This window comes from Bacillus cereus group sp. BfR-BA-01356 (genome assembly GCF_022663635.1).
Classification (GTDB): domain Bacteria; phylum Bacillota; class Bacilli; order Bacillales; family Bacillaceae_G; genus Bacillus_A; species Bacillus_A cereus.
Map to the genome: position 1 here is coordinate 1 of NZ_JAKUFX010000035.1, position 18,226 is coordinate 18,226.

The following is an 18,226-nucleotide window of genomic DNA, read 5'->3' on the forward strand; positions in this document are numbered from 1 at the left end:
TATCTAGAAATATCTTGAGACGTCCAAGTATTTTCTTTATTACTGGACTCTTATTAGAGAGTAAAACTAAGCCTGAGATAGGGCTTAAATATTAATATACGAGGGGGATGTATATTGTGTACCAGTAATATAGCATCTACTAATGTTTCTTTTGAAAAATTGAAAAGTCAGGAAGAGAATGAAAAAAACATAGTGTCAATATGCCCGAATTGCAAGAAACGCTCATTTAGAGCACTTTATAATGATTATCCAAAATGGATACAGTATTGCCTATGTTGTAATTATCGAGAAGTAAATACAATAGAGAGTCCGTTTGTTTATTAGATGTAGCTATTTACGTATTTTGATTAGGAGGAAGAATTTCCGATATGAAAATATGAATTAAGGCTATTTGTATAACATCATTTGTATTTCAAATGACAGCATGTAGCAATTCGACGCAAACAAAAAATGATTCGAGACCTGCCCAAGCAGTACAAAACGGAATACAACAGCACGTAGAAGGGAAAGGTATTGTTGATATTCCAGGGGATTATAAGGGGGAATTAAAAGACTTAGAGACCGTTAAAGGGAAGGTATTACATATAAAAGACGGAGATACAATAGACGTAAACGTAAAGGGGCAGAAACAGATGGTAAGGTTACTGTTATTAGATACCCCTGAGTCTGTATCTCAAAAAATTCCACCACAAAAGATGGGAAAAGAACCATCTTCCTTTTTAAAGAAACAGCTAGAAGGGAAAAGTGTAACATTTGTTTATGATCGGGGACCAAAAGAAGACAAATACGGTAGAAAATTGGCTTATGTATTTTGCGATGGAATACACATCAACGAATTAATGGTCAAGTCGGGTTATGGGATTATAGCCTATATTTCTAGACCTAATACTACAATTCTATCTGAAATGAAAGAAGCAGAAAATGAAGCAAAAGAATCAAAGGTTGGCGTATGGAGCATTAAAGGCTTTGTAGATGAAAAGAACCAGCATTATAACCGTAAAGATGCAGCTTAACACCCTAACCCATTGCAATACAAATATTTGTGCAAAATGGAGGTTTTTTGAATGAATGAAAACAAAAGAAATATGCTCTTATCCTTTATCATTTCAATTTTATTTATTTTCGCGAGTCTATTGCCATTTAGTAATAATGAATATGTGTATGTTATCTCCAAAATTGGTGCTGCAGCAGGTGTAATAAATATTGTGATGATGAGCGTTTTCTTGTATTTTCAAAGCAAAAAAACGGGACATTTATTAAATTGGTAATTAAAGCTAAATAGTTTTCCTTACTCATATCCTTTTAAGTTTGGTAAGGAAAGCCGAAAAGGAGTGTGAAAGGTGAGTCAAGTACCTGGATTTTTAAAGTTTGTTTTAGCGAAAGAAAGACGGTATGTATATTTAGTTGTAGGAGAAAAGAAAAACAAAAAAGTACATACACACATGGTATATAGATTTGGTTCGCTAGAAAAAGCATTAGAAACCATGTACGAAATGCGTGGTGATTTTGAAAATCTTTTCCCTCTAGAATTAAAAGAGAGGGGATACGACTGAGAAGATATCAATGATTGGATACTTTCTATTGAAACAGGGTACTCGAAACACGGAAATAAACTAGTCATATACTAGCAAATGTTTTGTATTTTAAAAAATAGGTGAGGCGAAAATAAGATGTTGATCATTCAAAAGTATCACATTGTAATTGCTTGGACGATAGCTACTAGTGCAATGTTAATTAGTTTGTTTTTTAGTGAATGGATGAAGCTGCCGCCATGTGATTTGTGCTGGTACCAAAGAATGGCCATGTATCCATTAGTATTAATATTGGGGGTAGGGATATATAGAAAAGATTCGCACGTAAGCACGTATACATTTCCATTTGCGTGTATCGGTTTAATGTTATCTGTATATCAAATTACAATTCAAGCGTTTCCTAATAGTGAGATGCAGATTTGTTCAGTAGGAGTTTCTTGCACAAAAGATTACTTAAATTTATTCGGTTTCATCTCGATACCTATGCTATCTTTTGTTGGATTTTTAGCTATCATAATACTTCTATATATTAAATCTGAGAGAGACAAAAGAATAAACAATACAGCGATTATGAACAATATGCTCGAATAAACAAAAAATACCTATAAATAGATAAAAAATATAAAGAAATTAAAAAAGGAGAAATAAAAAATGACAACAATGCAAGTAAGTAATGAAATGTACAAAATTCCAGAGGCGGATATAGAACTATTAAAAATTATGGCCCATCCAGTTAGATTACAAATTGTGAAGGAGCTAGAACGCCACAAAATTTGTAATGTAACACAGTTAACAGAGCTACTAGATGTGCCTCAATCTACCGTATCTCAGCATTTATCTAAAATGCGCGGGAAAATTCTTCGCTCAGAAAGAAGGGGATTAGAGATGTATTATCATATTGTGAATTTCAAGGCATGTCAGATTGTCGGAGTATTAGGTCTATAATTCTAACTCGAAATAGGGTGATAGAAAGAGTGTTGTTAAATATAGCTGCAAAAGCTGATGTACTGCAGAATGATAAATTCATAAGCTTAGAGTGTAGTCCTTCTAATAATGGGGAGCTGACTGTGGTGAAAAATTGATACAAGAGTTAATAAAAAAGAATGCACATTTCTGCACTCTTTTTTATTGTGCCCTAGCTACAATAGATAAAGTATTTTGTTGTGTATGACTCTGAATAGGGGATGCTGTGTTTTGCTAAGCGAAAACGATATTTTTGACTTTTTAAGCAAAGAAAATGTTTAGTTTACTGATTTGTATAGTTTGAATTAAAGTTTAGAATATTCTGTTTCAACATTATCAATTTACTATAGTTTCCAATTGTGTAAAGATAGAATTGATTATAATTTTCCGTAAATATTAGATTAAAAACTATTATAAGGGGAATTTGAGTATTTATAGCTTGTTTATAAACGATGATTGGGGATACAGATAATAGGGTGATCAAGTACTGGTAGAATTTACCGAACGAAATGAGGTGACTTTAACTTGAGAGAAATTGCGAAAAAAGTACAAATGATACGTTTACAGGAGGAGCATTCCAGGCGTAAGGCAGACGCAGAACAGTATTCTGCCAAGCGATGTAAAATAGAAAGAGAGAGTATTAAATTAGAAAAACATAGAGTTAAAAAAAGAACTCAAAAATTTCAAACGACAGAAGAAAAGTGGGACACAAAATGTAAAAAAGCAGTACAATTATTTAATCAAGGAGAGGAATATCCAACTATTGCAAAAAAACTGAGGTGCAATGTGAGTAGTTTGTATAGAGAACTTAAGAAACGAGGTACATTACAAATACCAAAGCAGGTATCAGTATCTAAATCATTAAAATCACCCACAACATCAGCACAAACAAAAAAAACGAATTTTGAAAGATACAAAGAATATTATATGTACAAATAGAAGAATTCATGGCTATAAATCTATACTTGATTCTTTAGTGTTAAAAAGATCAGGTTATAAAGGGTACAATGAAAAAATGCATGTTTAGCAGCAAATCTTCTTACAGTATTGATAGAGCATCTTTTTATTTTTTAGAATATTTATTTTCTGATAATAACATCCAACAAATATTGAAGGCTATTACCTGTTACTTAGATCATAAAAATATTCATAAAATTAAATCCTTACTTATATTTGTTGAGTAGTTGGGTAAGAAAAGTTTTTTTACAAATGTTAAAATAAGAATAATTTGTCTAAAGCAAAAGAATCCCCATGTCATAAAGGATTCTTTTAGAAGAGTTAGAGAGATGTTGTCACTTGACTCATATTGATTTTATGTTAAAAAGAAAGAATATTCAATCTTATTTTATGTTTCTCAATATATTTCGTTTATTTTCATATTATAATATAGTCAATTCTTTTTATTGATGTATCTCATTATATATATTTTCCTGGAGTGAATCCTTTTACTAAGGATTCTTTTTTTATTATTAATAAAAATAAAAGCCCTCACAATGAAGTGAAGACCTTTGTTTATTTAGGCTAGTATGGCCGCGAGCATATTGTATGATTTTATCCTCGCTAAATTAAGATCTTAACCACCATGATTTCCATGAGCATATTGAATAACATCAATAGCTTTATGTGTTTCTGTAGGGGATTGGGCACCAAACATTAAAGTAAAAATAGTAATTACACCAACTAAACCGAGAATTGTCTTTTTCATTTTAATGCCTCCTTCTCAATAACTTTTTTTCCTGCTTGAGAACATGAATAGAAATAATGACTTGCTTTAATATGGTTATTCTCTTTATAAAATGCAGTAGCAAGATATTCTTCGTATTCCTCAATGAATTCGAAAAGTTCTTGCTCTTTAAAATATGATACGCCTTTTAACACTGTCATTTCAAGTGCTTCGGCAGGAAAACCTCCATTCATTGCATCTAATATTTTAAAATGGTGTAGATACTCTATATTTTCAATCTCTTGACAAACGGAATATCCCTTTGCTATGAGATCTTTGGCAACGGAGTGATTTCCTTCCTTCATGTGTTCCCTTGCCTCAATAAAAAGAGCCTTATAATTGTTAGGCATTTTTTGATTTACTTCTGAAAGATATCTAATGGCTAATGGCGAAAGATTTTGAGTAGCATACATTAACCCTAAATTTTGACGCACCATTAAAATAAATTGTTCTTCGTCTATTTTTTGGAACATATCCATTGCTTTCGTGAAATATTCTTCAGCGAGCTCCCATTCTCTCAAATGAGTACAAACTAAGCCTATAAGATTATCACAGAATGCTACATTGATCTCATACCCAGCATGTTGAGCAAAGATTTCTCTTGCCTCTGATACTTTTTTATAAGATAATAGCCCTTGATATATGTCATAATGGAAAGCTCCAACTTTATAATAAAATTCCGCTTTTTCCAATTCATCAGGAATGCAGTCTAAAAGTTTTTCTGCTTTTTCATAACTCTCCTTTGCGATTTGATATTCGCCAATAGTAGAGGCATGAATCCCTTTGAAAAAGTGATAATAATAAGCTAAGAAATTATCTGTAGGCATATCAAAAGCCTCAACTTTGTCAAAACTGCTTTTTGAAACGCTTAAATTATCAATTACAAATTGGTATCTAAAATCTAGTAGTGAGTAGTAGAGTAATAAATCTTGATCCTCTTCAATATTATGCATCTTAGAATCAATTATTTCTTTTAATTGATGTGCATTACCTATACGCCTTGAGCGGATTTCAACATACCAATCGCTTAATAGCTTTGTAATTTCATTATTCCCCTTAGCTGAAACCATCATTATATATTCCCCCATCCTATAAAAGTCTACTAATGTTATATATTACCATTATAGCAAAGTATCCAGTTCGTTTAATTGTATTATATTTATTTTTCAATAAAATTCAGAAAAATAAATTAATTGTGATGACCCAATTATATTTTATTCATGGTTTTCTCATTAACAATTCACGCAAACGTGATGTGATTGAAGTGAGTCGGAAAATATCATGTTTGCATGAAAGGGGAATGAATAAATATGAAAGCCTATCTCTACTATAGTGGCAGCTTATTGAAGTTTTAGGTTTATAATTAATAGACAGTTTTAGTTAAGGAAATTTAAAATCCCTGTCTTTAAAGACAGGGATTAAAAAAAGGGATGACAGTTAACAACTGAAGGTACCATTATATTACCATTATTGGAATTTTTATTCCATGTTTTTGTGTTGAGAAATAAATAATATATGATGTAAAAGGTGAGATGAGTAGAGGGTTCTTATAGGTTTAGCAATATGAGAAAGTAAATATTTCAATTAAATTTTTCTTGAAACGAGGAGTGGAAGTATTGTTTTTGCTTAGAAAGCATTATTCAAAGTTATGTAGAAATTATAATATGAATAAAAAGAGTCTAGTTAAAAAATTATAAGACACCAATTCATTGGAACGGTAAAAAACTGTTTTCGGAATAGGTGTCTTTTTGTATTGAGTAGAATGTATTTTCTCAACAGGAAAAATTGTAATTATCTATAAGTATTACTTATAAGGATAATAGGAAAGTAGAAATTAATAATAAAGGAGAATGCGAAATGTTAACAGTAATATCTAATAATGATCTAGCTAAAATCCGTGAAGAAGATGTAGATGTATTGAAGGTAATGGCGCATCCGGTTCGATTAAAAATCATAAGTGAATTAATACATCATAAAATGTGCAATGTTATACAGTTAACAGAAATATTAAAACTTCCACAATCCACTGTTTCACAACACTTAGCAAAGTTAAGAGGAATTGTACTCCGTGCAGAAAGAAAAGGACTAGAGATGCATTATTATATTGATAATACTAAAGCTCGTCAGATTGTAGAAATTTTAGGGCTATAGGTAAATTATAAGTAAAAGTTTCCTATTATAGGGGAAACTTTTTTCTATGTTGATCAAAGTATAATCATTTGAAGAATGAAATTTGGAAAGGGTGAATTTCAGAATATTATATTGAAGTGTAAGTTTTTAATTCAAGCTATGGAACGTATAATTTTTAAGTAAGAAAGGATGGTAGTTGAAGAAAGTCCAATAACTGTCACAATTTCTTTGTAAGCTTAATAAATTATTATGTGATAATTTAATTATAAAGTTATTCGAATGTTATAAAGATAAATGAATAGTTGAGTATGAAGTTATGTATATTTAGCTTTCATTTACATTCATGCTCTTAATAAAGTGAAGAAATTAGTAAGGGGGACTATTAAAATGAACAAAAAATTCTTTAAGCAGTTAAAAAAAATGGCTACAAATAAAAAAGGATTAAGTGCCGCTGCAGTAGCAGTAGGAATTATGGGTACAACTTTAATTCCTCAAAATGCCTATGCACATGGGTTCGTTGAAAAGCCAGGTAGCCGTGCTGCTTTATGCAGTCAAAATTATGGGGCGTTGAATTCAAATTGTGGAAATATAATGTATGAACCGCAAAGCTTAGAAGCACCTAAAGGATTTCCGCAAGGCGGGCCAGCTGATGGGAAAATTGCTTCAGCGGGAGGTCTATTTGGTGGAATTCTTGATCAACAAACAGCTGATCGATGGTTTAAGAATACTATTAAGGGCGGGGAGAATACATTCACTTGGAAATATACTGCTCCTCATTCAACAAGTCAGTGGCACTATTACATTACAAAAAAAGGATGGAATCCAAATAAACCTTTAACAAGAATGGATTTTGAACCAATAGGAACTGTAAAACACGATGGTTCTGCAGCATCTAATAATCTATCACATAAAATCAATGTACCAACTGATCGCAGTGGATATCATGTCATATTAGCAGTTTGGGATGTAGCTGATACTGTAAATGCTTTCTATAATGTGATCGATGTGAATCTAATAAATAATGAAAAAATAGATACAGAAGCGCCAACTCAGCCATCTGGAGTACAAGTCGTAAAAGCTACTTCAAATAGTTTAGAACTTAGTTGGAAGCCTGCAATCGATAATGTAGGGGTCAAAGAATATCAAGTATTACGTAATGGTCAATTAATTAATACTGTATTGGGTACAAGTGTAGTTGATAAAAAATTAAGCCCGAACACTGAGTATACGTATACAGTAAAAGCAGTAGACGCTGCAGGGAATATATCAAGGGAAAGTGAAGCATTAGTTGTTAAAACAACAGTGGAAAAACCAGATACAGAAGCACCAACTCAGCCTAAAGGATTACACAGCATGGGAACCACTACGAATAGTATCGACTTAATGTGGAGTCCGTCTGAAGATAACATAGATATGAATCATTATATTGTCTACAGAGAAGTTGGGGGTGTTATGAAAGAAATAGGCACTGCTAATACAACTTCATTTATGGACAAAGATTTGCAAGCGAATACAATATATAAGTATGTAGTTTCTGCTGTTGATACAGCTGGCAATGAATCAATGAAAAGTGATGCCTTAACAATTGCTACAAAAGGACAAGAAAACACTTATGAACAATGGGGTGCGTATAAAGCGTATAAAAAAGGGGATAAAGTAGTTCATGAGGGTAAGGTTTACGAGGCAGTTCAAAGTTATCAAGGGAATGGAGATCCAAACTGGATTTTTGCTTTGTCATTATGGAATGAAGTAAATAAATAATTTAAACAGTTGCTCATTTTAACGAATTTACCGAAAGAATTCGCCTTCCTTAACCGTGTGAAGAGCGATAATAAAGCGGTAGGTGCATTTCAGTTTGGTATAGCCAAAAGCTTATGATTATTGGTGGAAGAACACAAATCTTTCCAAAGTGAGTCTAGTATAATTAATTTCTAAACTCACATCTTTTTATGAAAATAAAGATGTGAATTCTGTTCATTCTCATTTGCTTTGTATGAATTGTAATGTATACTAAAAGTAGGTGCAAAAATGCACTATTTGAAAAAGAGTGCAAGGCAAAAAGGAATCCGAAAAGGATTCCTTTTTTGTTTTTCAGCAAATAAAGCAACTTTCTAATTAACTCTTTCTTTTTATAAACTTAAAATGTATTTTTGAAAAATTGCCATATTCCTGTAACAAAACAAAGGTAAGTTATGTTTGTAAAATATAAAGAGAAAGAAGGAAAAGTTGTGAAAAAAATTTTGCCAATTGTTGCGTTATTAGGCATGATGAGTTTTGGAGTACAGGAAATGAATGTAAGAGCTGATACTTATCATAAGAGCGATTCAAAAATTAGTTTTTGGGATTCGAAAAGAAAGGGTACTAATTTCATGAATAGTACGTCATTACCTGAAAACTATAAAAGTGCAAAAGAAGCTAATATTGAATATGTTCGTTTAGCACCTGATAAATGGGCGAAAGATAAAGATTTTATATTTGAAGATAAACCAGATACTTCTGGAAAGGATTTTCTGATAGGTAATTCAGATAATTATCAGGGATTAGTAAAGGAAGATCTAGAAAAATTAAAGGCGGATTTAGATTCCGCACAATCACAAGGAATGAAAGTCGTTGTTACAATGTTATCCTTACCTGGTGATCGATGGCGCCAATTTAATAATAATAAGAATGACGACAGAATATGGGAAGAAGAGAAGTATCAAGATCAAGCAAGTCAATTTTGGAAGGACCTCGCTCTGGAACTAAAAGATCACCCCGCGGTGGTTGGTTATAATATTATAAATGAACCACATCCAGAAACAGCTAAAAATAATAGATATAATGATTTTTGGACGGAAGATTACGAGAAATGGTATGCAAAAGTGGAGGGAACGACAGCGGATTTAAACAGATTTTATCAAAAGGTGATCAATTCCATTCGTGAAGTAGACCAAGAAACACCAGTTATTTTAGATTCAGGTTTATATGCTACTCCATGGGCCTTTAAATACTTAAAGCCAGTAAAGGATAAAAAAACGCTTTACGCATTTCATATGTATGAACCATATGAATTAACGAGTCAAGGTGAAAAGAAAAATAAAGAATATCAATATCCAGGATTAGTAAAAGTAGGAGACTTAGAGAAACCTGTAATGTGGAATAAGCAGGGATTAGAGAAGTTTTTGAAGCCAATCCAACAATGGTCTAAGAAAAATCATGTACCACCTAAAAGAATTATTGCAGAGGAGTTTGGAATTAACCGTACTGTTCCAGGTGCTACCCAATACATGCAAGATCTTATTTCTATCTTTAACCAAAAAGGATGGCATAAATCATTCTATGCATTCCGTGAAGACACATGGACAGGGATGAATTATGAATTGGGAACAGGAAAAATAAAATGGGATGAAGAGGGTAAACCGATGCGTCAAGATAATTCACTCTGGGATGTAATAAAAAAAGATTTACAAACGCGTAAATAGTTTAGAATATTAGGCTTAAGGACTAAATGTAAGCATCTAATTCAAATAGAATTAGATGCTTTTTATTTCGAAAAAAGGTGGAGTTGAATTAAAGATTCCATCTTTTCTTTTGCATAAAGAGTACCAATCAGGTTTATTTACAACGAAAAATAAGCTTTTTAGAGAATAGCTTAGAAAAAAATTGTGGAGGTTCAAACAAATGTGGTCGTAATTGTCTAAACCTTTAAAGAGAAAAAAGTTTTATGAATTTTTTGTGAGATTCCAATCCTTGAATGGTGTAATTTATTTACTTATTTCTGCAATTGGATATATTTCTCTAATTGGATGTAAGTTTAGAATACAGAATTAAAACATAATAGGCTGTTATCGGTGAGTTTGTCGTAAAGTTGTTATTTAATGTGTCATCAAATAACATTTATATACAATAATAAATAAAAAAGAGGAGATACTTATGAAAAAATATAGAGTAATAGACACAACTTAAATAGTATGAATAGTTTAGATTGTAAAAACATGAAGAAGAAAAAAATCCTTAAGAGTACTAAGGAATAATGAGGGAGAAAATATGGGGAATAATTCAAAACATAAAACTAGAAAAATACTTGCAGCTACTGCTACAGTAACTATGCTTGCCACTGGAATGATTTCTTCATCAGATGTCTTTGCGGAGCAAAAGGAGCAGCAAAAAAATTTATCGACATCACTGCAAAGTGAAAAATCGGTTAAATCAGAAAATAGAATATTTACAGTCCCAGGAAAAGGGGATGTTGAGGTACTGAAACAACAGGAAAGAAAAAGTATGGCATTTAGTCCATATGAACCAACTGGTTTATATGCAAAGCCAAATGAACAAATAACGATTAATGTAGAAGGTAATCAAGATATTCAGGTATATATTGGAACGTATTCGTATGATGCTTCTTGGAGAGAAGATTCTAAGATAAAATCATTTACATTAAAACCTGGTGTAAACACAATCCAATCTCCAAATGGGGGGCTGATTTATTTTTATAATAAACAGCAAGGTGGTAGCATTCGAACAACAATTACAACAGGTGGAACGACTACGCCTTTCTTTGAACTAGGAAAGCATACGAAACAAGATTTAATAAACATGCTGGACCAGTATCCTAATGCACATGCAGTAGAGTTAAAAGGAGAACGTGTATTAATTACGGCTAGTCCTGCACGTGTTAAGAAATATTTGTTGGGTTCTAATACAGATCCTGTACAACTCTTAAAAAAGATGGATGAAGCTACTCGAATTCAAGACAAAGTAGCTGGATTATCCGAAGAACAAGTAGATAAACATTATGTTCATTACGTAGAAGAAAATCATTCTCCTGATTATTATATGTATGCAACTTCTTATCGAACCGCATATGTAGGAGATGCAATCCAATACGTGTTAGATATTAATAAATTTATAACAGATGGCTGGGGCCCTTGGCATGAGGCAGGACATTTGAGACAACAATCGCCCTGGAAGTTTTATAATATGACAGAAGTACAAAATAATATATACAGCCTTTCTGTAGAAAAAGCATTTAATCAACCATCCAACTTAGAGAAAAGTGGAATTTATCCAAAAGCATTTCAATATCTAGAGCAAGTGAATAAAAATTATGATGAAATTAGCGATGTTTTTGTAAAGCTTGTTATGCTTTGGCAACTACAGTTAGCGTATGGAGAGGATTTCTATCCTAAATTACATCAATTGTATAGAGACATGCCTTCAAGTGAACTTCCACAAACTGATGAAAATAAAAAACAACTATTTATGATTTCAGCATCAAAAGTAGCCAAACAAAATTTAATTCCTTTCTTTGAGAAGTGGGGATTACGTCCAAATAACGATACAATTCAAAAAGTAGCTGCATTAGGATATCCGATTTTAACAGCAGAGATTTGGAAGGGTACGGATTCTAATCCAATTAAACCAGATATGCCTAATGTAAATAATATTTTAGAAGGAAACCAGTTTGCATGGTCACTAAAAGGAATTAGTGATTTCGAGTTTGCAAAAATCAATTTCAATAAATCAACAGAAGAAATGCAAATTGATTTAAAAGCAGGCGTACCACATCATTATTTTAATGAAACATATGCGAGTATTAAAGTACAAAATGCATCAGGTAAAGTAATGTACAATAAAGACATTTATGGGAACAAACAACAAAATGCTGAATCACAAAAGGTTCCAGTCAAAGTAGGAGATTATATTGAGCTGACACATTTAGAAGGTGTGCATAGAGCTACTTTAACAAATGTAGGCAACAGTAAACAAGAAAGCTTTGGAAAAAAAGTAATATACCAAGTTACAAAGGAAGGTCTGAAGAAAGTTGAAAAAATGCCAGAAGCAACAATTTTAGATGGAAATCAATTTGCATGGTCACTAAAAGGAATTAGTGATTTCGAGTTTGCAAAAATCAATTTCAATAAAACGACAGAAGAAATGCAAATTGATTTAAAGGCAGGCGTACCACATCATTATTTTAATGAAACATATGCGAGTATTAAAGTGCAAAATGCATCAGGTAAAGTAGTATACAATAAAGACATTTATGGGAACAAACAACAAAATGCTGAATCACAAAAGGTTCCAGTCAAAGTAGGAGATTATATTGAGCTGACACATTTAGAAGGTGTGCATAGAGCTACTTTAACAAATGTAGGCAACAGTAAACAAGAAAGCTTTGGAAAAAAAGTAATATACCAAGTTACAAAGGAAGGTCTGAAGAAAGTTGAAAAAATGCCAGAAACAACAGTTTTAGATGGAAATCATTTTGGTTGGTCTTTAAAAGGATATAGTGATAGAGAAATCGCAAAAGTAGATTATAATAGGACAACAGAGAAAATGCAGGTGAATTTAGAAGCAGGCGTACCACATTCTTACTTTAATAATACGTATGCAAGTATTACAGTAAAGAATTCAACCGGTAGTGTTGTATACAATAAGGATATAGTGGGAAATAGTCAACAAACTGCTGAAAGTCAAACCGTGCCGGTAAAAGTGGGAGATTACATTGAGTTGACCCATATAGAAGGGGAAGCAGTAAAGGAAAAGACACGCGCTACACTTATTAACTTTGAGAATAATAAACAAGAATATATAGGCAAAAAAAGAATCTATCAAGTTACTTCAACGGGATTAAACAAAATAGATTAATATGAAGAACATTCTAATTATTAGTTAGATGCAAATAGTCGTTCATTATGAACGGCTATTTGGCTTTTATTTAACAATACGCTCTCTTTTTTATATACTCTCGTTGCCATCAAATGCTACATTTTTTTATAAATATGTTTTTGAATTAATAAATGTTTAAGTGCAATAGATTTGAGAAAAAAGAAACAGAATAGTAGGGTATTTGTTGATAAATCCTCTCAAATATTACAATGTTTTACATATTTGATATGATGTAAATGAGTTCTATGTATATTAAGGGAGGAATGGGAATGAAAAGGTTTATAACACGTGCAAGAGGTAATACAGTCTCAAAAAATTTAGTTTTAATGGTGTTGTCGATGGTTTTAATGATATTTATGATTACACCATCCAATGATGTATCTGCAGCCAACCTATCAAAAGCAGCTACATTAAAAGGCGTGAATTTATTTAATGGAAGTTGGACAGTTGCTATACAGGCAGCAAATTTACAATATGTTTCTGCTGAGCCTTTGGGAAATGTAACAGCAAATCGTAATGCAGTTAATGAATGGGAGAAATTCGAATTAATTCCGACTGGAGAATTATATACGTACGCTTTAAAAGCCAAAAGTAATGGGAAATATGTTTCGTTTGAGCCAAATGGTAGAGTAGTAGCAGATCGTACATCAATTGGGGCATGGGAAAAGTTTATCTTATATAATGGTGGAGACAATAGGATATATGTATTACAAGCACTCAGTAATGGCAGGTATATATCAGCAAATGGTGGTAGAGAATTAACAGCTACTAGTTATGTAGCTGGAAGCTGGGAACGATTTGTTATTGTATACTTCTAAACTTTAAAGTGTTATATGTCTAAATGATAATGGCATGTTTAGTATGTATGAATGCCTAATACAATAAAGTGTTAAGTATTTAATACAAGTGTATATTAATGTGTAAAGGGCTGCAGGTAATTAGCAGTCCTTTTTGTATGGACTTACTGAGGTTATAATGAGAAGAAAAAGAACCCTATAGGGTTCTTTTTCAAGGCATATTAACAGTAAGGAGAATCATGAAATGCTACTTCAAATCTTTATTAGGGGAAAGATTTTGAAAAAGCTTAACATACATCCATTTTTACATATATGTAATATATAGTAAATTGATAATATTTATACTTACTATTACTAATATTCAATTAATATAGTTAACACTATTTATATGATGTTAAATGGCGCTTAGTACAGTATACATTTAGAAATCTAATAGTAGATTTCATTTGTTAAAAAAGGTAATAAATATATTATTTCACATTAAACTATAGGCATATCGAAATAGGTGAAAAAGCTTGAGTAACGTGATTAAATTGCCTTTAAAGATGAGGTTTAGATTAGAGGGCTAATTGGATCTTACTGAAAAGGAAAAATGTTTTTTAGATGAAAAGAAGAAAAGACACCTTTTGGGTGTCTTTTCTTTAGGCAAACAGTTCACATATTGCTGAATTAGATATGAAACCAAAATTCGACTATGAAGTAAATTTTAACATAATCTGAACAGAAAAAAATATGTAATAATCCATTTTTAGTTTTTAATTATTTTATGAAATATAGAGCAGCAACGTAAATAAAAAGGGCATGCAGTCGTATCTGCAGCCCTTATTAGGAGGAATTCAAGACACCATTAGGACACGTATTGGTAAACAGGTCCAAAAATAGTATATGTGAAAAGAAAAAGTCCTATACCAACAGTAGACAGGATCTTATCTTTTTTACATTTTCAAAAATGAAATTCCGTCCTTTTTGAAATCAGTACAGCACACACTTGGTTCGTAATGAATTTAGAAAAAGTATACTTGAACTACCCCCACTTTCACTTCGTTTAGAAGTGAGGGATTCCTAAGTAAAGAGTTCTATCGAACTCTAATTGATTAGGCTAACCCCGCAGTCCTTGCGGTTAGAAGCCTTATCGCTTCATTCTTTAGATTGATACTTGCGTAAATATCCCTATCATGGTGTGTACGACAAGAAGGACAGTCCCATTCACGTAGGTTTAGATTTTTAACGTCTTTATTTTGATATCCACAACAAGAACATAATTGGCTGGAAGCAAATGTTTTCGATACGACAATGACTTGTTTGCCATACCATTTTGCTTTGTATTCTAACATGGATCGAAATTGCGACCAAGATACCTCACTAATTGCTTTTGCTAACTTATGATTCTTTAACATATTGGATATTTGCAAATCCTCTATACCGATAACATCGTGGTTTTTGATGATTTCAGTTGAAATTTTGTCCAAGTAATCTTTTCTAGTATTTGATATGTATTCATGAATTCTAGCTACCTTTACTCGTTGTTTATTCCAGCGAGAAGATCCTTTCATTCTTCTAGAAAGAACACGCTGTGCTTTCGCCAACTTATCTTCTAATGATCGGAAAAACTTCGGATTTTCATAGTGTGTTCCATCTGACAAAATAGCGAAATCTTTTAGTCCTACATCTATTCCAATGTAAGAATGTGTTTTCGGAAGTTGTTGTACTTCTGTTTCAACTAATAGTGACACAAAATATCTACCAGAAGTGTTCCGTCTAACTGTAGCATTTACAATACGCCCCTCTACTTCGCGACTTTTGGCAAATCGAACAAGGCCTAGTTTTGGCAACTTTATTTTGTTCCCTACAACGGTGATGTTTTCATTTGTTTGTTTTGTGGTATAAGATTGTACGTTGTTCTTCTTAGATTTAAAGCGCGGTGCGCTGTTTTGTTTTTTGAAAAAGCGTGTATACGCATCCGCAAGGTTGCGAACAGACGACTGCATCGCAATACTATCCACTTCTTTTAGCCAAACAAGCTCTTTCTTCATGGCAGGTAGTTTGGCAGAGCATGTACCATAGGTCAAGCCTTTTCCTGTCTCTTTGTATGCTTGATCCCATAAGGATAGGAAATGATTGAATACAAAGCGAGAACACCCAATCGTTTTGTTGATTAGAATTGCTTGTGCCTGATTTGGATAGATACGAAACTTATAGGCTTTATTCATCATTATTTGATTCACCTCCATTTCGGTATATGACTATTATACACCAAACGTACATTCGATAGGTAGTGGAGTAACACTTTCTGTATGTCGAACAATTAAGATGGCTTCCTGCCACCCCTTGTTTGAAGCCAATTCATCTCCCACCTTACTCACTGGGCTGTGCCCCTACACGCTCCTTGAGGAAGGAGTCTTCTTGGCTAAAATGATAAAAATGGCAGACAACTATTTTGTTGCCTGCCGGTGCTAGTGGGTTGAATGAGTTAGTCAATTCAATAAATTGTGCTATCCCATTACCAGAAGAGTGAAGCCGCTAGTTCAAACGGCTTAGACATAGTTTGCCTAATAAAGAAAAAATTATAAGTCGAGATTTTGTTTGCTCTATATGAAAAGATAAATAGATATTCATCAGACAAGGATAATTTAGCATATCTTGAATAGGGTGTAGGAACTAATTAAGGAAAAGGAATTTTGTTTAGGAAGGGACTGACTCAGGAGTGGGACTTTCGGACAGGGTTTGGGGAGCGATGATTGCCTTTGGCATTGCGACTAATATCGTTGCTTGTATGATGGCAGTATACATTCAAAAATATGAGCTAATGATAAATCATCTTACAAATATTTTATTTTTAATAATTATCTCTTTAACGTTTATTAAGATGAAAATTAACAAATGGGTGGCTTTAGGATTTACATTTGTTGTAATAGAGAAAGGTATTAAGGCGGGATATGACTTCTACACACATGATTATTATGGTGTCAGTTGGAGTTTAGCTATCATTGTCTATTGCATATACGAGATGGAAAAGTATCATATTGAAATAAATGAATAGCCTCAACAATAAGGTGTTAGTAGGCGTGATTCTTTAAAAATACTATAAAAAAGACACTACAAGAGTGTCTTTTTTTTGAAAATACTCTATAATTAACTTTGGGGAAGGTAATGTTAGAGTATTCGTTTAGCATTATCTTTATATTTGATAAACCATGAAATCGAAAGATTTTGTGGTTTATTTTATGAACAATAGACATTACAGTATTGGCAGTGAGCTATTGATCATTATAAGCATTAAGAGAGAAGGGATTAAAAGTCTAACATCGAATAACAGTTCCGGAATATAGTGTTGCGAAATGATCTCCCATATCCCAAACGGTACTTGCCTGTATATAGCCCTTAAAGCCTTCTGAAGAATAATAAATCTCTTTTGGTATACTTTCTTTAGTTTGGAAATGTGCTTTAGAGTACTTTACATAATGATTTTTAATAACTTTTGATTCGGGAACAATAGTGTTTTTTTGTTCCAATGCTGGCCTAGCACTAGAAGGTGGTATGAATTTTACATTGTCTTGGTAATTAGGATCTAAGGTGTCAGCTTGTACACTGTGCGACGAAACAAAGGTACTTAAACTACTTCCCGCGATTAAAGTTGCAAATGCTAACTTTGAGAATTTTGTTAATCTACTCATTCTATAATCTCCTTTTTATTATTTTGTAAGATATCTCCTTACACCTCACAGTCTATATCCACTACAAAAGGGTGTACATACATATTGATAGACAAAATTCTACAAAATACCCCATGTTTTAGGGGTTGTGTATAATAATCCAATGTTTAATAATTTATCAGAAGTAAAAAAATAGGTGTTATATAAAAGAAAATGAATAATTTATGCAGGGAATGTATATATAATTATTGTTTAAATATTCTAAAATGAGTTGATAAAGATGTGGAATTGTTTTTTAGAAAATAATTGATTGTTGTCGAATGTACTTATAATTTAACGTATTTCCCGAAAGAATTCTCCTTCCTCAAGCGTGTGAAGAACATAGCACGACGATAGGTGAGAGATGAATTTTGGTTTGGTGGAGCCAAAAGGCTTTGCTTTTTATTTTTCCAATGTTGATATGTATTTATTGTAGCTAGGTACATAGAGCTAAAAATAAGATATTCTTGTGAACTCAAAAAGCCAAAATTCCTTAACTTAGGAATTTTGGCTTTGACGTTATATCATGGAATTGCAATTGGAATGGCATCTGGCATATCTACTGCACCAGAGTTATAATTTCTTCAGCTCTTTAAATTAGAAACTGGTACTTGATTTGCGTAGTTAAATTATTGCCTTTTAAAAGAACGGAAAGAGTTTTTTCGAGTTAGCACCTTTTACATGATAAATATTGAAGAGGAAAAAACCCACTTAGAAAGACTTTTGAGCAGAAAAATA

16 protein-coding genes and 1 pseudogene are annotated in these 18,226 nt (G+C 32.4%); 13 read left to right on the forward strand and 4 right to left on the reverse strand.

All coding sequences use genetic code 11. The features are described 5' to 3' along the window. Positions 1-114 precede the first annotated feature (114 nt). The 7 genes and pseudogenes from MR168_RS33660 (at position 115) to MR168_RS14220 (ending at position 3,434) form a co-directional block, all read left to right on the forward strand. Positions 115-324 carry a hypothetical protein gene (locus MR168_RS33660; RefSeq protein WP_000337626.1) on the forward strand — a complete coding sequence of 70 codons (210 nt, stop codon included), beginning with the start codon at positions 115-117 and terminating at the stop codon, positions 322-324. A gap of 92 nt (positions 325-416) precedes the next feature. Then, on the forward strand, positions 417-1,013 hold the full coding sequence (locus MR168_RS14195; RefSeq protein WP_086412015.1) for a thermonuclease family protein: 597 nt from the start codon (positions 417-419) through the stop codon (positions 1,011-1,013). A gap of 51 nt (positions 1,014-1,064) precedes the next feature. Continuing rightward, positions 1,065-1,268 carry a hypothetical protein gene (locus MR168_RS14200; protein ID WP_001004894.1) on the forward strand — a complete coding sequence of 68 codons (204 nt, stop codon included), beginning with the start codon at positions 1,065-1,067 and terminating at the stop codon, positions 1,266-1,268. A gap of 72 nt (positions 1,269-1,340) precedes the next feature. Continuing rightward, positions 1,341-1,628 (forward strand): annotated as a pseudogene (locus MR168_RS14205) (hypothetical protein). Between the two features lie 42 nt (positions 1,629-1,670). Then, the gene (locus MR168_RS14210) at positions 1,671-2,123 is read left to right on the forward strand and encodes a disulfide oxidoreductase (RefSeq protein ID WP_242291398.1); all 453 of its coding nucleotides are present in this window, start codon (positions 1,671-1,673) and stop codon (positions 2,121-2,123) included. A gap of 60 nt (positions 2,124-2,183) precedes the next feature. Then, positions 2,184-2,477 (forward strand): ArsR/SmtB family transcription factor, encoded by a 294-nt coding sequence (locus MR168_RS14215; RefSeq protein WP_000210392.1) that lies wholly within the window; start codon positions 2,184-2,186, stop codon positions 2,475-2,477. 543 nt (positions 2,478-3,020) lie between these two features. Next, positions 3,021-3,434, forward strand: coding sequence for a hypothetical protein (locus MR168_RS14220; protein ID WP_086412014.1), 414 nt, complete (start codon positions 3,021-3,023; stop codon positions 3,432-3,434). A gap of 634 nt (positions 3,435-4,068) precedes the next feature. On the opposite strand, the gene MR168_RS14225 is transcribed toward MR168_RS14220, so the two are convergent. Next, positions 4,069-4,200, reverse strand: coding sequence for a hypothetical protein (locus MR168_RS14225; RefSeq protein ID WP_000751016.1), 132 nt, complete (start codon positions 4,198-4,200; stop codon positions 4,069-4,071). Then, on the reverse strand, positions 4,197-5,291 hold the full coding sequence (locus MR168_RS14230) for a response regulator aspartate phosphatase (protein ID WP_174402582.1): 1,095 nt from the start codon (positions 5,289-5,291) through the stop codon (positions 4,197-4,199). Before MR168_RS14230 ends, MR168_RS14225 begins: the two co-directional genes overlap by 4 nt. A gap of 784 nt (positions 5,292-6,075) precedes the next feature. On the opposite strand from MR168_RS14230, the gene MR168_RS14235 reads away from it, so the two are divergent. From MR168_RS14235 to MR168_RS14255, 5 genes are all read left to right on the forward strand, one after another. Beyond that, complete coding sequence (locus tag MR168_RS14235) at positions 6,076-6,369, forward strand: ArsR/SmtB family transcription factor (protein ID WP_242291399.1); 294 nt, start codon at positions 6,076-6,078, stop codon at positions 6,367-6,369. A 366-nt stretch (positions 6,370-6,735) separates the two neighbouring features. Continuing rightward, positions 6,736-8,109 carry a lytic polysaccharide monooxygenase gene (locus MR168_RS14240; RefSeq protein WP_086412713.1) on the forward strand — a complete coding sequence of 458 codons (1,374 nt, stop codon included), beginning with the start codon at positions 6,736-6,738 and terminating at the stop codon, positions 8,107-8,109. A 431-nt stretch (positions 8,110-8,540) separates the two neighbouring features. Further along, entirely contained in the window at positions 8,541-9,809 is a 1,269-nt protein-coding gene (locus MR168_RS14245) for a glycoside hydrolase family 5 protein (RefSeq protein WP_086412712.1), read from the forward strand. Between the two features lie 565 nt (positions 9,810-10,374). After that, complete coding sequence (locus tag MR168_RS14250; RefSeq protein ID WP_086412711.1) at positions 10,375-12,978, forward strand: putative mucin/carbohydrate-binding domain-containing protein; 2,604 nt, start codon at positions 10,375-10,377, stop codon at positions 12,976-12,978. A 290-nt stretch (positions 12,979-13,268) separates the two neighbouring features. Further along, entirely contained in the window at positions 13,269-13,817 is a 549-nt protein-coding gene (locus MR168_RS14255; RefSeq protein ID WP_000819427.1) for a fascin domain-containing protein, read from the forward strand. A gap of 1,073 nt (positions 13,818-14,890) precedes the next feature. Here the strand turns inward: MR168_RS14255 and tnpB are convergent. Then, positions 14,891-16,009, reverse strand: a complete 1,119-nt coding sequence (gene tnpB / locus MR168_RS14260) for an IS200/IS605 family element RNA-guided endonuclease TnpB (RefSeq protein WP_242291400.1) — start codon at positions 16,007-16,009, stop codon at positions 14,891-14,893. 491 nt (positions 16,010-16,500) lie between these two features. Between tnpB and MR168_RS14265 the strand changes: the two genes are divergently transcribed. Further along, complete coding sequence (locus MR168_RS14265; RefSeq protein WP_000524427.1) at positions 16,501-16,836, forward strand: hypothetical protein; 336 nt, start codon at positions 16,501-16,503, stop codon at positions 16,834-16,836. A gap of 259 nt (positions 16,837-17,095) precedes the next feature. On the opposite strand, the gene MR168_RS14270 is transcribed toward MR168_RS14265, so the two are convergent. Then, positions 17,096-17,470: a hypothetical protein gene (locus MR168_RS14270; protein WP_000088950.1), complete on the reverse strand. Its 375-nt coding sequence runs from the start codon at positions 17,468-17,470 to the stop codon at positions 17,096-17,098. Between the last annotated feature and the right edge of the window lie 756 nt (positions 17,471-18,226).

What these genes read in the sequence shown, in the direction of transcription:
- MR168_RS14255 (WP_000819427.1), top strand. Translation starts at nt 13,269, where the DNA reads ATGAAAAGGTTTATAACACGTGCAAGAGGTAATACAGTCTCAAAAAAT.
- MR168_RS14250 (WP_086412711.1), top strand. Translation starts at nt 10,375, where the DNA reads ATGGGGAATAATTCAAAACATAAAACTAGAAAAATACTTGCAGCTACT.
- MR168_RS14195 (WP_086412015.1), top strand. Translation starts at nt 417, where the DNA reads ATGACAGCATGTAGCAATTCGACGCAAACAAAAAATGATTCGAGACCT.
- MR168_RS14225 (WP_000751016.1), bottom strand. Translation starts at nt 4,200, where the DNA reads ATGAAAAAGACAATTCTCGGTTTAGTTGGTGTAATTACTATTTTTACT.
- MR168_RS14200 (WP_001004894.1), top strand. Translation starts at nt 1,065, where the DNA reads ATGAATGAAAACAAAAGAAATATGCTCTTATCCTTTATCATTTCAATT.
- MR168_RS14240 (WP_086412713.1), top strand. Translation starts at nt 6,736, where the DNA reads ATGAACAAAAAATTCTTTAAGCAGTTAAAAAAAATGGCTACAAATAAA.
- MR168_RS14235 (WP_242291399.1), top strand. Translation starts at nt 6,076, where the DNA reads ATGTTAACAGTAATATCTAATAATGATCTAGCTAAAATCCGTGAAGAA.
- tnpB (WP_242291400.1), bottom strand. Translation starts at nt 16,009, where the DNA reads ATGATGAATAAAGCCTATAAGTTTCGTATCTATCCAAATCAGGCACAA.
- MR168_RS14270 (WP_000088950.1), bottom strand. Translation starts at nt 17,470, where the DNA reads ATGAGTAGATTAACAAAATTCTCAAAGTTAGCATTTGCAACTTTAATC.
- MR168_RS14245 (WP_086412712.1), top strand. Translation starts at nt 8,541, where the DNA reads ATGTTTGTAAAATATAAAGAGAAAGAAGGAAAAGTTGTGAAAAAAATT.
- MR168_RS14215 (WP_000210392.1), top strand. Translation starts at nt 2,184, where the DNA reads ATGACAACAATGCAAGTAAGTAATGAAATGTACAAAATTCCAGAGGCG.
- MR168_RS14230 (WP_174402582.1), bottom strand. Translation starts at nt 5,291, where the DNA reads ATGATGGTTTCAGCTAAGGGGAATAATGAAATTACAAAGCTATTAAGC.
- MR168_RS14210 (WP_242291398.1), top strand. Translation starts at nt 1,671, where the DNA reads ATGTTGATCATTCAAAAGTATCACATTGTAATTGCTTGGACGATAGCT.